Here is an 18,225-nt window from a genome sequence, read left to right on the forward strand (position 1 = left end):
CTTAGGGTTACTTGTCCGACCGATTAGTCGTCGTTGGACAGGTCGGAGAAGTCGATATCGTCCAGGTCGTCGAGGTCTTGTACCTCGGTGGCTGGCTTCGTGGCGGGCTTGGTAGCCACGGCCACATCCGCGTGCTGGTCTTCCAGTTGCTTACGGGCTGCCTTGGGCGAGGCGATCTGCAGGTGGGTCACGCGGCGGTCGGCTCGAGCCGAGACACCGTTGACCACCGAACCGATCAGTCGCACACCGACGTCACGCAGCAGTTCGGTCGACTTGTAGATGCTGGGCACCGAGGTGTGGTCCCGCAGCACGCTCAACAGTACTCCGTCGCAGTGCTGGCCCATCATCAGCGAGTCGCTGAGGCCCAGAACCGGAGCACCGTCGATGATCACGAAGTCGAACTCATCACGCAGTTTCTCGAAGATCGGCTGAATCTGATCGGTGGCCATCGCGTGCACCGCATCGGCGTCGCAGTAGCCGGCCGTCATCAGCCACAAGTTCTCGGCGTGTGTCGGACGAACCACATCCGCCACGTCGACCTCGGTTCGCAGCACTTCGCACAAACCGTCTTCCAGCGGCACGTCGAACAGCACGTGCAGAGCCGGGCGACGCAGGTCGCCGTCGATCAGCAGAGTGCGACGACCGGCACGAGCCAGGCTGGCAGCCAACTGGCTGGCAACCGTGGTGCGTCCTTCCATAGCCGACGGGCTGGTGACCAGCACCACCTGGCGAGGCTTGGAAGTCGAGTCGTGCATCAGGGCGGTTCGCACGCTGTCGATCGACTCGGTGAGTTGAGCCACCAACGGGTGCTTGGGATTCATCATTCGCTTGGCGTTCAGTGCCGGCAGGGTGCCAACCACGCGGATGCCAAGGCCTTCGTCCACCTGCTCGGGTCCGTTGAGTCGGCGACCCATGAACTCGAGGTAAGCAATGCCCAGGCAGGTAAGCACCAGCGTGGCGATACTGCCCAGGCCAGTGATGGCGTACCGCTGGAACTTGTTAATGCCAGGCATCGTGTAGGCAGCCTCGACCAGTTGGACACGTTCCTGCTGGGCTTTGGGATCCAGCTCGATGTCCCACGCTTGGATGCGTTGCGACAGGTCATAGGCGACTTCGTCGAGTTGCTGAAGTTCGGCATTGCGGATGGTGAGATCCGTGGAGCCAACGGCCTTGGCTTCGAGAGTCTCCTTCAACTCGTTGATGCCCATTTCATGCTCGGTGGAGCCATCTTCCTGTGGAACGTCGCGACCCTGCATGAGCTGTAGAAGGCGACGATTGAGGTAGCCGAGCCGACGCTGCATCTGCTCGGTAACCAACGCGATCTCGTAATCCGGTTGATTGGCGATCTGTTGCTTGATCTGTTGTCGAAGCTGATTCCTTTCCTGCGCCAGACTTTGCTGGGCGAAGTTCAAGTCCTTTTGAATGCGGCGCGTCAGGCGGGTGGCGCGACCTGAGGAACGTTTCTCCGCATCACGAAGCCGCGCTTGTAGCGCCAGGATTTCCTGTTCCTGGTAAGCGATGTTTTCATTGGCGGACACCATGGCGTCGACCTGCTGCTCTTGCAGGCCCGGATTGTTCTTGGTGTTACGCCAGTTTTCGTACTGAAGTTGAATTTCGACTATTTGCTCTTCAAGTTCCGCCCGCTGCCTCATCTTGGCGCTCAGTTCGTCGAACAACATACGAACGGAGGGATCAAATTGACCACTTGGTGTGATGCCAAGCTCTTCAGAGAGCCGCAGGAACTCGTCTCGCTTCTCGCGAATTTCGGCCATCAAATTCGAGCGCGTGGCCTTTAGCGCATCTCGTAGCTTCATGCGCTCAATTCGCGAAGCCCGGACCACTTCTTCCATGTACGCCTCGCAGATCGCGCGGATGGCGGTCTCCATTTCCTCGGCGTTCTCATCCAAAGTCAAAGAGACCCGCATCAATTCACTATTTCCCTCGAAGCGTACATCCAGGTTTTCGTACAGCCACATCTCGGGGTTTTCTTCTTGACGCAGGAACCCAACCTTCTGCATGTCGGGATTCTTCATAGCGGCACGCAATACCTTCGGGCCTTTGATCATCTGCACCTGCGTCGCTTTGTAAATGTCAAAGCTCTCGGTGGGGCCACTAATATTAATGCCGTTGTCTAGAAGGGTTTCCTGCTTAGAACTCACCAAGAACCGAGCCATCGCGGTGTCGGACTCGGGAAACAGGTAGTACAATGCCGCGCCTGCACCAGCGGCCAGAAGTAGGCCCATGCAGGTGGCCAGCAGCCAGCGTCGTCGTAGCGAGTTGAGGAACCAGGATGCGTCCATGCCGCCGTTCACCACCGCTGGCGTTCGCGAGAACGTTGGGCTGGCGAAAGGCTGGGAGACCTCCAGTGGGCCTCCTTGGTCGTGCATCGAGGCAGGAACCAGTGGCTGGTTATTGCCTGGGGCGGTCGGATGCGAAGGGTCGTGATTAGCCATTGCTTAAACTCTCCTCAGGGATAATGGCTGCCGAGACAAGTAGGGGCGTACGCCGGACGGATTGGCATCCGCCTTGGCCTTGAGGCATATGCAACTTCGACGCCCAAGGCGTGGCCGCGAAACGTTCGACTCAGTATTTATGCGGCAAACGGCGAAAATACGGTTAATCCTTCTGCCCCAGCCAGCTAAGTTCAGGTGGCCGAAACACAACGTATGTTGCCCAGCGGCAACACAGAGGGCTAGTTCCGGCCAATCGGCACTCCACCTCGCATACCCGCGGTATGGAGCACTTCGTCTCCCTCCTCGACAAACAGCCAGGAGAGGATCTTGTATTCAAGCCACATGATGCCGCCAGCCACGAAGATCATCGCGTAGCCCATTACATCGTGAATTCTGTCGTGCAGAGGGTCTTGCCAGCTGGTACCTTCCACAGCCAGAAACAGCAGTGCGGTAGTGGTAATGCGAATAATGTTGGTTATCAGGGCAATGGGCACGGCGCTCAGCAGCAGGATAAGCTTGTCCCACCAGGGGCGATCGATCAGCAGCACCATGGCAATGACCATCGCGCAGAAGATCGTGAGCATCCGCAATCCGGCACAAGCTCCGATCACTTCCAGCGGCTCGGACAATCCATCGACATTGATTCGAGAACCCTGGCGGTAGGCACCGACTCCCAGGATTTGTAGCACGATGGTACTGGCGGCAGCCGCGATCTTCTGCAAACCGCCGAGCATGAAAAGCTCGACTCGCGAAGGCAGCGGCATCATGAATACGAAGAAGGCGATGGCCGCCCACATCCGCTTGATGATGGGAAAGCCTCCAGCCAGCATGAAGACGCCAAACAGCGCAGGGATCATGCTGTATCGGTCCCAATACAGTTTGTCGTAGAAGGTGCCGTAGATTCGCAATCCGAGGGCTGCCACTACCAGGGCAGCGCCGATCCACCGCTCGCTCATGGCGACCGGTTCGAACTCGTGATAGCGAAGCACCATGGCGAATCCCAGCAGCACCGAGATTCCGTACAACAGCCAGGTAACTGCGGGAAAACCGGCAAAATAGGCCACAATGGCCAATCCCGCCGGCGCCAGGACGATTTGGGCAATGCGGTTCTCTTCCTGGGTGCTCACCTGCCCGCCAAGCGGCAGACGCTTGTTCCAGATCAGGAAGATCCCAATGAAGGGAATGATCCAGCCGTGCGAATAGGTGGCATCGCTCCAGTAGTCCTTGGTAATCGTCAGCTCGTTCCAGTAGACCACCATCAGCACTCCAATGGAGCTGACGAGCGTGATCCACATCGCCTGTTGTTCGCCAGGGCTAAGGCTTGGGGCACTGCCGGAGTGGCCACTAGTTCCGAGAGGGACAGGACGGGGAGCGAGGGTGCTACTCATGGAAGTTTGGCTGGATGTGCGCAGATAGGTGGATGGAGGATTAGCTAGCGGTAGGCGAGGGCAGATCCGTCTGATTAGTGGCTCTTGCTCGGCACGCAGCCGCCTGTTGGCCACTTTTCGGCCCCGACACGGACGTCAAACCGCCCAGTGTTTGGCCACCTCGCCAAAGAGGCAATGCTGTCAGCAGACAAGCCCTAGAGAGCTTGCCCGCATCGATACGTTGAAATCGAAGATAAGCGGGCCCCTAAAATCTGTCAAACTACCATAATAACGGATTCGTCCCCCACCCACGCGGCGGGCGGCGCTGTTTTTCTCGATAAACACCCAGCAATCGCACGACACTCGCCCGGCTAGTAGCACCTCTGCGGGAAACCTGTCGTGGGAGAACCATGCTCTTTTTTTCCGAGCTGGTTCTGCTTGTAACGATTGGACCGCTTTTGGCTCTTCGCGAGCGACTGCAGCCCAACCTTCGGCCTTCTTCGCGTATATACGCAGACGCCCTCAAGCCGGTTCAAAAAAAAGCCGCAGCCGCCCGGCGGTCGGCTGCTAGCTCGACCGCCTGAGGCGAACTCTAGCTGCTATCGCTTGCCCATCCCGGGCCCCTTCACGCGGAATTTGTCAAACGCAAGCAAAGTTAGGTGGCGACTCTACCGATTATTACGAATGTGCCGAACATTCCGGTCGCACCGGATGGCTTGCGCGTTCCACCGCCAGGCGGCACACACAACGCTACACATAGCAACTTTTCACGCAGATAGGCGATGGGGGCCATGACGCACATCACCCAAATCACTCACCGCACGTTACTGGCGGCCTTCGGTCTGTTGGTGCTTGGCACCACTGGATGTGTCAGTTTCATGGAGCCTCGCGAGCCCCTGCCCATGTCGCCCTGCGAGGGGCCGGCGGTCAATCCGGCAGGACGCGAGAAGGACATGGTGTCGCTGCCGCCCTACGTGATCGAGCCGCCAGACATCCTGCTGATCAATGCCGTGAAAATCGTGCCCAAGCCGCCGCATGTGGTCGAACCGTTCGACGGGCTGCTGGTCCGCGCTTTGTACGTGGACGACAACGTACCGATTCAGAACGCGTTCTTCGTCGATCCTGAGGGCAAGATCGACCTCGGTCCCAGCTACGGCCGGGTGCAGGTCGCCAACATGACCATCGACGACGCTCAAGAAGCGATTCGCAAGCACTTGTCGCAGATCTATCCCGATGCGGAAGTATCGGTGTCGCTGGCCGTGTCGGCTGGTGCCCAGCAGATTGTGGGCGAGCACCTGGTAGGTCCCGACGGGCGAGTGAATCTGGGCACCTACGGGTCGGTGTTCGTCACCGGGCTGACGCTCGACCAAGCCAAAGCGCGGATCGAGGACAAGCTGTCGGAGTACCTGGTCGACCCCGAAGTGATCGTCGACGTCTTCTCCTACAACAGCAAGAAGTACTACATCATCACCCAAGGCGCCGGCTTTGGCGACAACATCGTCACTGCTCCCATTACGGGTAACGATACCGTGCTGGACGCGATCGCCGCGATTGGCGGTCTGAGCCAGCTATCGTCCACGCGAGTCTTCATCGCCCGACCTGCTCCTGCGGGAACCGGCTGCGAGCAGATTCTGCCTGTGGATTACGAAGCGATTACTCGCGGCGGCGCCACGGCCACCAACTACCAACTGCTGCCGGGCGATCGGTTGTACATCGAAGAGGACAAGATGCGGAAGCTGGATGGCGTGCTGTCGCGGTTCACGCAACCTGCCGAACGGCTCTTCGGTTTCGTGTCGCTGGGTACTGCCATGCTCAACCGAATTGCTCGATTCGGCTTGGGACAGCTCCAATAACCAATGCTAATGAAGTGGGGGCTGGTCGCTGCCGCGCGACGCCCCCAGTAGCTGCTTGAATATCGTGTTTGGATAAATCGAGGACTTTGACCGATGACTACCCGCCGTCTTCGCGTTCTTGCCGCCGCTATTTTGCCCTGGATGGCGACCGCCAGCTTGCTGGCTGCCCCCATCGGCCGGCCGACGCCACCGCCCTGTTCGGCCGAAGGCGCCTGCGTGCCTTACCGCCCGACGTGGGGTTACACCCAGACGCAATGGCGTTTGTGGCCCGGCACGACTCTGGACGAACGAGGCGACGCCGCCGAAACGAAGATCGGGGGTGGTGACATCGGAAGCTCCGATCCACCGGACCCAGAGCACGAAGACAGGCTGGCGCCGCCCACGGTCGAGGCCCTGGAGCCCGAGCCCGCGCCGCGCCGCAGCGAGGAGGAGACGCCAGGTGTCGATCTGCCAACGGAAGACGAGTTGGAACGCCCCGAGCGTCCTGCCGATCCGCCAGCCTCGGACCCGAGCGACCTGCCCGAATTCATGCGGGAACAACCCGGCGACATGCCCAGCGGCGAGCAGCCCAGCGATCCATCGCTGCCGTTTGGTCAGCCACCCGCCGACATCTTCCCGGGTTCCAGCCGGGCTCCAACCGGACCGAGGTTCGGAGGAGATGCTCCACCACCGCTGCCGCTGGGAATTCGTCCCGGTCAAATGAACACCCCACAGCGAATGCCCGCTCCGCGAGCGATTCTTCCGGCTTCGGCCACCACATCGATGGAAGTATCGCGGCCACAGGTCTCGCTCATTCCTGCCGAGGCCAAGCCCACAGCGGGTGTTCAGCAGGCCGGTGGCGACACACCGCCAGCGATGCCACGCGGGTTGTTTAACCGCCGATAGCACTCCATAGCGCATAAAAAACCCCGGCCAAGTGAGGCCGGGGTTTTTTTGTAGCCTTAGTTCTTGTGGTCACCATGCTCGTGGTCACCGTGGTCATGTCCGTGATCGTGGTCGCCATGTTCGTGCGCATGGTCTCCGTGATCGTGACCGGCATGAGCCGAGGCGGGAATCGCGCCTGCAGCATCTGTTTGACTGAACTGCGGCTCTTTGCCTTCGTACGCCCGGTACAAATTCAAGATGGCCGTTTCCAGTGCCTTGGCTGTGGCGGGATCAGCGGCTTGCTTGCACTTCATGGCCGCGACAATCACCGCGTGGGCAGCCTTAAGTTGCTCGACGTATTTGGGCGAGTCGGCCTTGATGCGTTGGGCGAGGAAGTACTGCCCGATGATCTCCTGGATGTTCGACGCGTGAGCTTCCTTGGTGGCCACCCACCGCGCGAGTTGATTGTGGCCCGTGGCGTCGTGCGTTCCGGCCAACTCATCGATCGAGGTGATCGCCTTGGCGATGGTTTGCGTATCTTCCAGCATTTCCTCAAACCGTCGCTCGTCGCCGTAGATGCCACACGGAACCTGGCAGTGCGCCGACGCTTGGCGGGCGGCGAATAGAACGAACACGCTGGCGGCGGCAATGGTACTCAATCGTGTGATCATCGTGGAGGACTCCTGAACGTGAGAGACTGGTTCAAAGGCGGGTCAGCCGCACAGAGTCGACTGGGAGAGTCCATTCTAATGGGTGCGGCAGGCAGATGGGTACCCAACCGTCAACTTCGCCCATTTGACGACGACAAAAAGGGAGACTCCCGTGTTGGGGAGACACGGGAGCCTCGGTTCTGTTGCGGTACTCGGGGAATTGTACCGCAACAAGAGTCAATCGTATTGTCAACGCGAGATCGTCCTGGCGTTTGCTAGCCCAGGCGTCGTCGCATCATCATCGCACCGCCGCCCATCAGGGCCATTAAGGCAACCAAGCCAATGGAGCCTGGTTCTGCGATGGCATTGACTGTTTGCGCCTCTGGAGTTGGGTCGACCTCCTCCAGCGGCATGGTGGTGGGCATTTGGTGGAGGGGTACATCGATGGGAGAATCGATACTAATCAACGAATTAGGTGGTTCGGATAAGTCAGCCAACGCAACGGGCACTGCAAGTGCCCAGGTGCAAAAAGCCAACAGCACCAAACCCAACACTCGTACATTCCAGTTCATGAGATGCCTTCCTCAGAAGCTGCCAATCAAAGAAAAGTGAATCACGTGCCAACACAGCGGTCTCGCATCTCACCTGCCAAGGGCCCTATCGAGCGCAGCGGTAGTAGGTAAGGAGGAGAAATCAATGTCGCTCGCTTGGTTTATTGAAAGCCAAAACGCACATGTCCGCAAGCATTTTTCCGAAAAAACGGGGGTACTTCGGCAAAAACGCATTCGCTGCTATCAAAAAACGGTGTGAGCGTTTTGAACGATTGCGGCGGTACGCATTGGCTCGCTGCCGAACCTACCCCGCAATGCTCGACTCCTGATGTCGGATAGCCACCTACCGGCTGCAGTCCTATACTGAGCAGTTTGCAGGGTTTCGCCCCTTATTGCCCGTGTTTTGTGGCAATCCTCGCTCCCAACCTTTTTGCTCGCACGATGCTCACCGTTCAACTGCCGGATGGCTCCCAGAAACAGTACGAATCGTCCCTCTCCATCTACGACGTGGCGGCCGACATCGGTCCTGGGCTGGCCAAGAGTGCCATTGCCGCCGAGGTGGACGGCAAGCCGGCCGATTTGAGCAAGCAGCTCCCCGACTCGGGCGAGGTGAGCTTGCGGATCCTCACCAAGCGGGACCCCGAGGCCCTCGCCATCCTGCGGCACTCCACCGCCCATGTCATGGCCCAGGCGGTGATGCGGTTGTTCGACGGCGTGCAGCTGGCGTTTGGTCCCACCACGGCCACGGGCTTCTACTACGATATCTCCTGCCCTGAACCGATTAGCGAGGAAGACTTCCCTAAGATCGAAGCGGAGATGAAGAAGATCGTCAAGGAAAACGAGCGGTTCGAGCGACTCGATCAACCGCGCGCCGAGGCCCTTGCGCTGTGCGACGAGCTGGGTCAGAAGTTCAAGGTCGAGCACATCGAGACCGGCTTGGCCGACGAGTCGCATTTGTCGTTCTATCGCCAGGGCGAGTTTGTCGACCTGTGCCGTGGTGTGCACATTCCCAGCACTTCGCACATCGGCAAGGCGTTCAAGCTGCTCTCGGTGGCCGGCGCGTACTGGAAGGGCGACGCCAGTCGCGAGCAACTACAGCGACTGTATGGAACCGTATTCTTCGACAAGAAGGAACTGCAGGATCATCTGCATCGACTCGAGGAAGCTCGCAAGCGTGACCACCGCGTGCTAGGCAAGCAGCTTGAGTTGTTCCACATCGACACTACGGTTGGTTCGGGCCTCATCCTCTGGTTGCCCAAAGGCGCGATCATTCGCGGTGTGCTCGAAGAGTTCATCCGCACCGAGCTGAAGAGCCGTAGCTACGAGGCGGTCTACACGCCGCACGTTGGTCGGGTCGAACTGTACGAAACCAGTGGCCACTTCCCGTACTACAAAGAGTCGCAGTTCGCGCCGCTCTGCGAACACGACGCCGGCGGTTTGGTCGAGTACTGGATGGACCAGCTGAAAGAAGGCAACCTCGACGCCGACGGCGAGGCCAAGCTGCTCGACGCCGCGCGGCTGATGGGCTTCGATGGTCAGTTGGATCTCGATTCGACAAGCGAGCAGCGCCTCGCGGCGCTCAACAAGTGGGCTCACGAGCACGAGCGATATCTGCTCAAGCCGATGAATTGCCCGCACCACATCATGATTTACAAGTCGAAGCCTCGCAGCTACCGCGACCTGCCGGTGCGGCTGGCGGAATTCGGCACCGTGTATCGTTATGAGCAGTCGGGCGAGCTGAGCGGTATGACCCGGGTGCGTGGCTTTACGCAGGACGACGCCCACATCTTCTGCACCGAAGAACAGGTGGCCGACGAAGTGCGCGGCTGCATCGAGTTCACCTTGAAGGTGCTCAAGTCGCTGGGCATGGAGAACTATCGCGCGCGGCTCGGCTTCCGCGACCCCGACAGCAACAAATACGTTGGCAGCCCCGAGCAATGGGACCGCGCCGAGCAGGCGATCGAGCAGGTGGCCCGCGAAATGAACCTGCCCGGCTGCGAACCGGAACCCGGCGAGGCGGCGTTCTACGGACCAAAGATCGACTTCGTAGTGACCGACTGCATTGGCCGCGAGTGGCAACTCGGCACCGTGCAGCTTGACTACAACCTGCCGAGCGAAGCCCGCTTCGCCTTGGAATACACCGGCGCCGACAACACGCAGCACCGCCCGGTGATGATCCACCGCGCGCCGCTAGGCAGCATGGAGCGGTTCATCGGCGTATTGATCGAACACTTCGCCGGTGCGTTCCCGCTGTGGCTTGCACCCGAGCAGGTCCGCGTGCTCACGGTGAGCGACAAAAGCGAAGAATACGGCCGCCAGGTCGAGAAGCAGCTCACCGCGGCGGGCCTCCGTGCCAGTGGCGACTACCGCGGAGCGAAGCTGGGTGCGAAGATCCGCGAGGCGCAGCTCGAGCTCACGCCCTACATGTTCGTGGTCGGCGAAAAAGACCGCGACAACGGAACTGTCACGGTCCGCGACCGCATCGACGGCGACCTGGGCGCGATGAGCGTCGACGAGGCCATCGCCAAGCTGCAGGAAGAAATTGCCAGCCGCCAAGTGCGACAGGTGGCCGAGCAGACTGTCGGCGCGGAGGTGTCGGATCGGGGGGCTCAGAACGAGTATTGACGATGGCTAACGAAGCCGTTGGGAAATATGATTCGATACGCCAATGCCGTACCCGCTCTTCAACTTCACGCTTCGACCACTCGAGCAGATTCAACCTTGGGGCGAGCCTGACGATCCCAACCTGCATTGGTTCGGGCTCACTGATGGTTGCTACTGGATACAAGCCGGAAACAGTAGACTTTTCGAGTACAGCAAATTCGCGCAGTCCGAGGGAGCCCCGCATCTTTGCGACTTTCAGGTGACACGCTTCTACGAGGGCCTACTCGAACTCGCTCCCTATGCGCTGGAAGTGGTACCGGAAGACTTACGCTGCTTTATCGCTGTTGACGAATCGAAGGAGTGGAATCACCGTCGATCGCAGTGGTGGGATGCAGTCGAATCTCTGGATGAATCCGATGAACTGGAATTGGACAGTTTAGCCATTGGCTGGTTAGACAAACGTACAATTGAATCCTACTACCTCACGACGCCAATTCGCGCCGTCATTTGGTCGGATTCCGAGTTCGTCCACATAGAATGGGACCATCGAGATGTTCTCTTCAAAGGTGTCTTGGCGTGGACCGCCGAGTTCGGGCGATGGTCCCTGCCTCGCGCCACGTTTATCGAAGAGGTTCGAGATTTACACTCAAGGCTAATGTCGCAGATGAGCGAGCGGGTAGCGGAAGTCCTGGCGGGTGCTCTGTCACCAAGTATTCGAGTGCACCTTCAAGGCCTTCAACGGGAGCAATTTGAACGATCTCAGTTCCTCGACCAATATGTCAGAGCCATTGATCCGCCGACGAATTGGCATGGAGTTTCCCAGGCTATCGAAGTGCTCGAGCAATTAAGTCGAAAGAACAAGGGGTAAACCAACCTTGGGGGAACGAGAACTTTGGTAGGCGGACCGCCAAGCGGTCCCCCGAAAGTCCTCCGTTTGGCGGCGGAAGCTACGCGGGCTGCTGCTACGCAACTGAGTCGTTCAAACCCGCGAGAGCCGCTGCGATTGTCTGCCAGCGCTTGCCGTTTCGGTGGCTGCTGGCTCGTACGCCGAACTCTCTCGGCTCTCGCCAGCGCGCCGCCACAGCGAACGAAGCTCCGCCCACAGCGAGGGGCTTTCCGTTACGCGGTATGGCGAGTCGGCCGGTAGTTCGGCCATCAATCGGCGGTGCGCTTCGGCCAGCGAGTGGTACGGTATGCTGGGGAACAAGTGGTGCAGGGCGTGGAACCTTAGTCCTACGGGCGCCCAGAGAATGTTCCACCATCTGCCTGCGGGGTAGTTCACTGAGTCGACCAGTTGTTCGAGGAACGTCATCGTCTCACCTTGGCCGAGCCAGCGGTGCGCGGCCACGGTTCGCACCGCGTTGATGGTGACCACCACCACACCAGTGGCATACGCCTGGTACAGCGCGAACACCGGCAGGCGACCAAAGTACACCAGCGCCGCGAATGTCCAGATGAACAGGAAGCAGCCGATTTCCTGCCAGCGAATCACCCGCAGCACCCGCTCGGTAGGCAGCGGGCGGAGGTACATGGGGTCGATGATCATGCTCGATGCGTGGCGGTGCACCCAAGTGCGAATCGATGGATGCAACCACGTCAGCGGTGTGAGCACGCCGAAGCGGAAGATGGCCAGCGCCGGAATGATGAGGCTCTGCGTCAGATAAGCGACGATCCACCAACGGCTGCGGTGCGCTAGCGGCAAATACTCTCCGTCGTGATCGGTGCCATAGTGACGCCGACGGTGATGGTCGATGTGCGTGTAGTAGACAAACGACGGAATCAGGAAGGGAATGCCGCAAAGCAAGTTCCACACGATGCGGAAACCGCGAAACTTATCGGCCGGCAGGTGCACCAGTTCGTGAATGAACAGCCCAGCGCGGTAAATCAACAGGCACGACAACGCGAACAGCCCCAACCGCACAGGCCCGCCGAGCCACTCCTCGCGCACCATGCGGTAGCAGGCAATGGCCACGACCCAGGTGACCAAGAGATCGGTCCAGTACAGGGTCGCTTTGGGGCGGAACTGGTTACCGACAATCCGCCGCGCCTGGGCCATCGAGAAGCGTCCGCTGGTACGCTCCAGCAGTTCGGCGGGCGTTCGTGCGGCGGATTCGATACTCATGTCAGGGTAGGGGCACGCGAGGGCTTAGCTATTATAGGCAAATCGGGGGCACGAGTGTCCCCATGCCTGGGAGGCGGGGCCGGCAGGGAAAATACCGGCGCAAAGGTGGGCGACTGCGCTGGACGGCAGCATCGTTACGATCGGCTAGCGAAGTGTGGATTGTTGAGTCTGAGCCGAGGGATAGGTAAACTGCAACGATGGCGCAAACCGATCTGGCAAGTTGAGGGGTCGCTAGCTTCGCCGCCCGATTGTCGCCAGAATGCCGCCATAGCGAAAATCCTGATCGCTTTGGTGGTGTCTGCCCCCTCGAGCTGCGAAGACGCCGCGCGCCAGCGCGGTCGGACCGCCGCAAAGGCTGGTTCCGCGCGCCCCCTCCTCAGCGATGGCACGATTGACGCCCAGGTAGCCCCGTTGGACGAAGTACTGATTACTGGAATTGGCATCGTTTCCCCGATGGGCATCGGGCCGGAAGCGGTGCGCGCCAGTTTGGCCAACCTAACCAGTGGTGTTTCACCGATCGACGATTACGCCGAGGCGGGTTGGCTGGCTCCGTACGGCGGACAAGTGCTCGACTTCGACGGGAAGCAATACGTCAAGCCGCGCAAGAGCCTGAAGGTCATGGCCCGCGAAATCCAGATGGCCTTCGCCGCCGCCGAAATGGCGGCCGAGCAAGCGGGCGTCGCCGAGGGGAGTTTCGATCCCGATCGGGCGGGCGTGGTCTTGGGCGCCGGTTCGATGTACTGCGACATGGAAGAGTTGGTGGAGCCCTACCTGGCGAGCACCAACGACGGGAAGTTTGATTTCTCGAAGTGGGGAGAGCAGGCCCTACGGGAGTTCTATCCCTTGTGGATGCTGAAGTACCTGCCCAACATGCCGGCCTGTCACATCGGCATTCGACACGACGCGCGAGGTCCTACCAACACCATCGCCCTTGGCGACGCATCCAGCGTGCTGTCGGTAGCCGAAGCGGCGCATGTGATCCGTCGCGGGCAGGCCGATTTGATGTTCACCGGCGGCGTGAGTTCGCGACTTGCCATCTCCGATCTGATCTGGCACCGCGGTGCGCGGCTGGCTCAGACCAACGATCCGCCCGAGTCGATCAGCCGACCCTTCGACGCCAAGCGTTCGGGTATGGTGATGGGCGAAGGGGCCGCGCTGTTTGTGCTCGAGAGTCGCAGTCACGCGGAACGTCGCGGAGCGGCGCCGATAGCTCGTGTGGTGAGTTCGGCCAGTCGCTACCAGAAGCTCGCTCACCAGTACGACCCACCGGGCGAGGCGATCTCCACGGCGTTCAGCCTGGCGCTCGAGCGCTCCGGCGTTTCGCCCGCCGAGCTGGCGCATGTGCACGCTCACGGCTTGAGCACCGTGGAAGACGATCCGGTGGAAGCGGCCGCCATCGCCCGAGTGCTCGATGGGGCGGATGTTCCGGTGACCGCGGCGAAGAGCTATTTTGGCAATCTCGGTCCCGGCGGCGGCGCGGTGGAGTTGGCGGTGAGCCTATTGGCCGCCGCAGACCGACAAGTGCCGGCGACGCTGAACCACGAGCAAACCGACCCCGATTGTCCAGTTCGCGTGGCGACCTCCACCGAGTCGACCGATCGCCGAGCGTTCGCCAAATTGAGCCACACACCCACCGGCCAGGCTGCGGCAACCATCGTGGTGGTGGAGTAGCAGGCCTCCGCAGAGACGCTTCCGAACTCTGCGCCCGCGGCGAGCGTCCTACTGTGCTAATCCGGCACACGGCTAAGTCGTTCGGGTGGCTGGCCCTCTGACATGATGCGTGGGCGGTCTGCTAAGCTTTTTCGTGGGGGAGGTCTAAACAAGAGTAGCAACGTTGGCTCTTGAACGACGCTTCACGCGACAAGGCAAACAAATGAGCATGCAACTGGGCGACCTGCGGACCGACTATCAGCATCAGGATGGTCTGCTGGAAGCAAACATGGCGGCTAGTCCGATCGACGAGTTCAAAGGTTGGCTTAGCCTGGCGATCGCCAATTCGCCAGGCGAGTGGTTCGAGCCGACGGCCATGACGCTGGCCACCGTCGGCCCCGGCGGGCAACCCGCCGCGCGCGTGGTGCTGCTCAAGGAGATCGACGACGCGAACCGCTTTGTATTCTTCACCAGCTATGCGTCCGACAAAGCGGCCGAACTAGCCGCCAACCCGCAGGCGACACTCGCATTCTATTGGGGACAGTTGGGCCGCCAGGTTCGCATCGATGGCACCGTGGAGAAGACCGACCGCGAGACGTCGGCCAAGTACTTTGCCACTCGCCCACGATCGAGCCAGTTGGGCGCGGTGGCTTCCGACCAGTCGCATGAGGTGACGAGTCGCGAGACGCTGGAAGCTGCCTTGGCCGCCGCCGAAGCCAAGTACGAGGGGCAAGACGTCCCCGTGCCCGACGATTGGGGCGGCTATCAACTGACGCCCACGCGACTGGAATTCTGGCAGGGCCGCCCGAACCGCCTACACGATCGCTTGGTGTACCAGCGTGAAGGTGATGGGTGGGCGATTCGCCGTTTGGGACCGTGAAACCCTTATCAGAGCCTGAAAATGGACGTAACCGTTGAACTCTCCGAGCAGGATCTCGTGCAGCTCAGGAAGGCAACAGAGTTAGACAACAATTCGGACGCAGTTGCGTGTGCGGTACGCGAATACGTGCGCATCTGCAGCCTGAGGGAACTCAAAGACATTTCTGGAAGGGTCGAATACCGCGACGATACAGAGCGTTGAGCGACGACCCAGCCGCTACGCCAACTGCCTTACCGCTTCCTGAAGACCGTACTTGGCGATCTTGCGGTCCAGGCGTTTGCGGTCGATTCGCAGCAGGCGTGCCGCAGCGCTTTTGTTCGACGACACGTGCTTCAAGGTGCGCGCGATGTGTTCGGCTTCGACGTCGTCCAGCGACTGCCAGGGGGCTGGCTCGTGGCTTGGGTGGCCAAAGTTCAAAGCGTTGGGCGCGGGTTCCGAAGGTTCTCGCATCGCGCCGAGCGCGGCCGCTGGTTGTTCCAGGCACGGCTTGCGATTCCAGATGGCTTCGAGCGCTTCGGCAGACAGCACGTCTTCGCGGCAGGCCAGCGCGGCGCGTTCCATCAGGTTCTGCAACTCGCGGACATTGCCGGGCCAGCGGTACTCCAGCAGCAACCGCATGGCCGAAGGCGCGATCGACTTGCCAGCCATGCCATTTTCGGCGCATGCCCGGTGCAGCATGTGACGACTCAACTCATCGATGTCGTCGGGCCGTTGGTTGAGTGGCAACGTAGGAATCTCGATGACGTTCAAGCGGTAGTAGAGGTCGAGCCGAAACCGCCCGGCTGCTACTTCCTGTTCCAGATCGCGGTTGGTGGCCGCGACGATTCGCACGTCGGTTGATTGCGGAGTGTGGCTGCCGACCGGCACCACTTGGTGATCTTGCAGCACACGCAGCAACTTCGCCTGCAGGTCGAGATCGAGTTCGCCGATTTCGTCCAGGAACAGAGTACCGCCTTCAGCAGCGCGAAAGCAGCCTAGCGATTCGTAGTCCGCCCCAGTGAACGCGCCTTTGACGTGCCCGAACATCTGGCTGTCGAACAGCGAGTTGGGGATGGCCGCGCAGTTGACCGGCAAGAAGGATCGGTCGTTGCGGAGACTGGTTGCGTGGATCGCCCTGGCAACCAGTTCTTTACCGGTACCACTTGGACCACATATCAGAACGTTGGCCTGGTAGGGAGCAATCTGCTGTATGCGAAGCTGCGTTTCGCGCAGCCACTGCGAACGGCCAACCATGGGGGAAAGCGAGGTGGAATTCATTAGCGGCACCGGGGGTGGGAATCAATGGGTGCATGTTCGGCGGGACTGAACTCGAAATCGCGTTGCCCCACGCGACTCAAGCTCAGCGGTACGTTTCAAACTGCTTGCTCGTGTAACTGCTGTAAAGAAAAATGGTGGAAGAAGCCGCATAAATGGCCTCTTCTTCGGAAGTCCGAAACAGCTCTATGAGAAACCTCACGATCACTATCAATACATAAAAAACCCTAGGAACCAGCGGTTGCCAGCTCCTAGGGTCGTGAGTTGCTAGTGCGCTGTGGCCAGCGATACTATGCCCGGCGGCGGCGATAGGCGGCCACACCAGCCACGCCAGCCAGTCCGAGCAGGATGACCGACGAAGGCTCGGGAACGCCAGGGTGGGACACGACGTAGCCTTCGTCGCCCGAAACGTAGTTGCTCAGCGTGTCGCCGAACACCCAGTTGAAACCGTAAGCCGTGTTCGTGCCGAGCTCGTCCGGAGCACCACTGCCTACGCCATTGGCAGGATTGGTGATGTACGAGGCCGGAGGAGGGGCGATCTCGAGGGTAGCCAAGTCAGCGAAGGTCAGCGGATCGCTGCCGAACAGGGCGTGTACCCACGACGAGTTGGTGTTCCAGCCGGGTGTCTCATAAACCTTGGCCACTTTGTCGGACAGGTCAGCGTAGCTCAGGTTGTAGGACTTGCTGCCATCGCCATTGGTCTCGAACAGCGAATGAAAAGCCGGATTCGAAGGCTCGTTGGCGATCACCGCGTAGTTGCCGCCGCCATCGGTGACCCACAGGTTGAAGTACGGCGCCACGGCGGGACCCGATCCGGCGGAGAACCGACTGGTGTCATCGTGGCGAGTGATGGACAGGTTGGAGATGCCACCGATCGTTTGGCCATTGATGTCGTTGGAGCCCCAAGCCGCCTTCTGACCACCGGCGCCAGTCACGAACTCGAGCGCGTTGGGCACGTAGTCGCTGTTGGGGAGAATGTCAGGAGCACTTCCGCCGCCTTCGCGAATCACGAACGAAGTGAATCCAGCTTGAGCAGCGCTGGTCGCAACCAGCAGACAGAGAATCGAAGCGGCACGTAGCAGGGAGGTGAGTGTAGCGGACATTAGCGAATTCCTTATGGAATGAAGTTTGATATTTGAGTAAGGCAAGGTTGCGGAGGGTGCTGAATGACTGGAAGCATGTCGCCAGGGGCCACCCTCGGGGCCCCCGGCGACCGATAATCAGTTAGGCCCAGCGGCGGCGAAGGTAAACAGCCGAGCCGAACAGGCCAGCCAAGCCCATCAAGGCGATGGAACCGGGCTCGGGGACCGCGTTGATGACGATCGTGCTGCTGGCAACTTGGCCGAGCAAGTCCGAAGCGGTCAGCGAGATGGTGTATTCGCCGTTGAGTTCGGGGTTAAAACCCGGAACGATCCAATGAGGCTTCCAGGACTGTTGAGCCACGTTCAGGTCAGCGATGTTCGTGGCGTATTCGATCGCATCCGCTGCTTCGATACCCGCACCGTTGCCAGTCAAGTTGTCGCCCATCGAGTGATCCCACAGGAGCATGCCGTTGCCGGGGTTGATGTCGTTGATAGGGTCGAAGGCCACCGGTGCCACGCCCGGTCCAGTGATGGACAACTCATACGTGAGGTCATCGAGCTTCGTACCGGTTGTTCCCTCATAGTCGGTGTTGATTGCCCATTCGAACGACCACTCGGCCGTGGGGTAAGACTGCGTAGGCGCCACACCCGACTTGAAGGTGTAGGTGCCATCGCCGTTGCTATTGAACGTGTTCTCCGGAGCGCCAGCGGCGTTGTGCCGCAGCTTGCCGCGAAGGCCGATCTCGACACCGTTGTCGCGATCGATGGTGTAGCCGCCGTTGAGATTGCCGCTGCCGAAGATGACGTCGGGCGTTACATCGTCGTCGTAGGTAATGGCAGCCTGGGAGACGGAAGCAACCGCAAGAGCCGTAAGTAGTGCGAAAGAGCGTAGCAT

The 18,225-nt window shown here is 60.2% G+C and carries 15 protein-coding genes; 7 read left to right on the forward strand and 8 right to left on the reverse strand.

Features of this window, described 5'->3' with window-relative positions:
• Positions 1-23: 23 nt before the first annotated feature.
• Both ACQK2L_RS05660 and ACQK2L_RS05665 read right to left on the reverse strand, forming a co-directional pair.
• Complete coding sequence (locus tag ACQK2L_RS05660) at positions 24-2,453, reverse strand: polysaccharide biosynthesis tyrosine autokinase (protein WP_425395959.1); 2,430 nt, start codon at positions 2,451-2,453, stop codon at positions 24-26.
• A gap of 239 nt (positions 2,454-2,692) precedes the next feature.
• Positions 2,693-3,841 (reverse strand): exosortase/archaeosortase family protein, encoded by a 1,149-nt coding sequence (locus ACQK2L_RS05665; RefSeq protein WP_425395960.1) that lies wholly within the window; start codon positions 3,839-3,841, stop codon positions 2,693-2,695.
• 770 nt (positions 3,842-4,611) lie between these two features.
• Here ACQK2L_RS05665 and ACQK2L_RS05670 point away from each other — a divergent pair.
• Complete coding sequence (locus ACQK2L_RS05670; protein ID WP_425395961.1) at positions 4,612-5,673, forward strand: polysaccharide biosynthesis/export family protein; 1,062 nt, start codon at positions 4,612-4,614, stop codon at positions 5,671-5,673.
• Between the two features lie 93 nt (positions 5,674-5,766).
• Entirely contained in the window at positions 5,767-6,558 is a 792-nt protein-coding gene (locus ACQK2L_RS05675; RefSeq protein ID WP_425395962.1) for a hypothetical protein, read from the forward strand.
• A 56-nt stretch (positions 6,559-6,614) separates the two neighbouring features.
• Here the strand turns inward: ACQK2L_RS05675 and ACQK2L_RS05680 are convergent, their stop codons facing one another.
• Positions 6,615-7,208, reverse strand: a complete 594-nt coding sequence (locus ACQK2L_RS05680; RefSeq protein ID WP_425395963.1) for a superoxide dismutase [Ni] — start codon at positions 7,206-7,208, stop codon at positions 6,615-6,617.
• A gap of 254 nt (positions 7,209-7,462) precedes the next feature.
• Positions 7,463-7,612, reverse strand: coding sequence for a hypothetical protein (locus ACQK2L_RS05685; RefSeq protein WP_425395964.1), 150 nt, complete (start codon positions 7,610-7,612; stop codon positions 7,463-7,465).
• Between the two features lie 567 nt (positions 7,613-8,179).
• Between ACQK2L_RS05685 and thrS the strand changes: the two genes are divergently transcribed.
• Complete coding sequence (gene thrS / locus ACQK2L_RS05690; protein ID WP_425395965.1) at positions 8,180-10,363, forward strand: threonine--tRNA ligase; 2,184 nt, start codon at positions 8,180-8,182, stop codon at positions 10,361-10,363.
• 43 nt (positions 10,364-10,406) lie between these two features.
• Entirely contained in the window at positions 10,407-11,210 is an 804-nt protein-coding gene (locus ACQK2L_RS05695) for a DUF5984 family protein (protein ID WP_425395966.1), read from the forward strand.
• Positions 11,211-11,321: 111 nt separating this feature from the next.
• On the opposite strand, the gene ACQK2L_RS05700 is transcribed toward ACQK2L_RS05695, so the two are convergent.
• On the reverse strand, positions 11,322-12,464 hold the full coding sequence (locus ACQK2L_RS05700; protein ID WP_425395967.1) for a fatty acid desaturase family protein: 1,143 nt from the start codon (positions 12,462-12,464) through the stop codon (positions 11,322-11,324).
• A gap of 411 nt (positions 12,465-12,875) precedes the next feature.
• On the opposite strand from ACQK2L_RS05700, the gene ACQK2L_RS05705 reads away from it, so the two are divergent.
• The 3 genes from ACQK2L_RS05705 (at position 12,876) to ACQK2L_RS05715 (ending at position 15,195) form a co-directional block, all read left to right on the forward strand.
• Entirely contained in the window at positions 12,876-14,135 is a 1,260-nt protein-coding gene (locus ACQK2L_RS05705; RefSeq protein ID WP_425395968.1) for a beta-ketoacyl-[acyl-carrier-protein] synthase family protein, read from the forward strand.
• Positions 14,136-14,337: 202 nt separating this feature from the next.
• On the forward strand, positions 14,338-14,994 hold the full coding sequence (gene pdxH / locus ACQK2L_RS05710; protein WP_425395969.1) for a pyridoxamine 5'-phosphate oxidase: 657 nt from the start codon (positions 14,338-14,340) through the stop codon (positions 14,992-14,994).
• Positions 14,995-15,015: 21 nt separating this feature from the next.
• Positions 15,016-15,195: a hypothetical protein gene (locus ACQK2L_RS05715; protein WP_425395970.1), complete on the forward strand. Its 180-nt coding sequence runs from the start codon at positions 15,016-15,018 to the stop codon at positions 15,193-15,195.
• Positions 15,196-15,210: 15 nt separating this feature from the next.
• Here the strand turns inward: ACQK2L_RS05715 and ACQK2L_RS05720 are convergent, their stop codons facing one another.
• From ACQK2L_RS05720 to ACQK2L_RS05730, 3 genes are all read right to left on the reverse strand, one after another.
• The gene (locus ACQK2L_RS05720; RefSeq protein WP_425395971.1) at positions 15,211-16,251 is read right to left on the reverse strand and encodes a sigma-54 interaction domain-containing protein; all 1,041 of its coding nucleotides are present in this window, start codon (positions 16,249-16,251) and stop codon (positions 15,211-15,213) included.
• A gap of 287 nt (positions 16,252-16,538) precedes the next feature.
• Complete coding sequence (locus ACQK2L_RS05725) at positions 16,539-17,351, reverse strand: PEP-CTERM sorting domain-containing protein (RefSeq protein ID WP_425395972.1); 813 nt, start codon at positions 17,349-17,351, stop codon at positions 16,539-16,541.
• Positions 17,352-17,472: 121 nt separating this feature from the next.
• Positions 17,473-18,225: a PEP-CTERM sorting domain-containing protein gene (locus ACQK2L_RS05730; RefSeq protein WP_425395973.1), complete on the reverse strand. Its 753-nt coding sequence runs from the start codon at positions 18,223-18,225 to the stop codon at positions 17,473-17,475.

Source organism: Aeoliella sp. (assembly GCF_965227375.1).
Classification (GTDB): Bacteria; Planctomycetota; Planctomycetia; order Pirellulales; family Lacipirellulaceae; genus Aeoliella.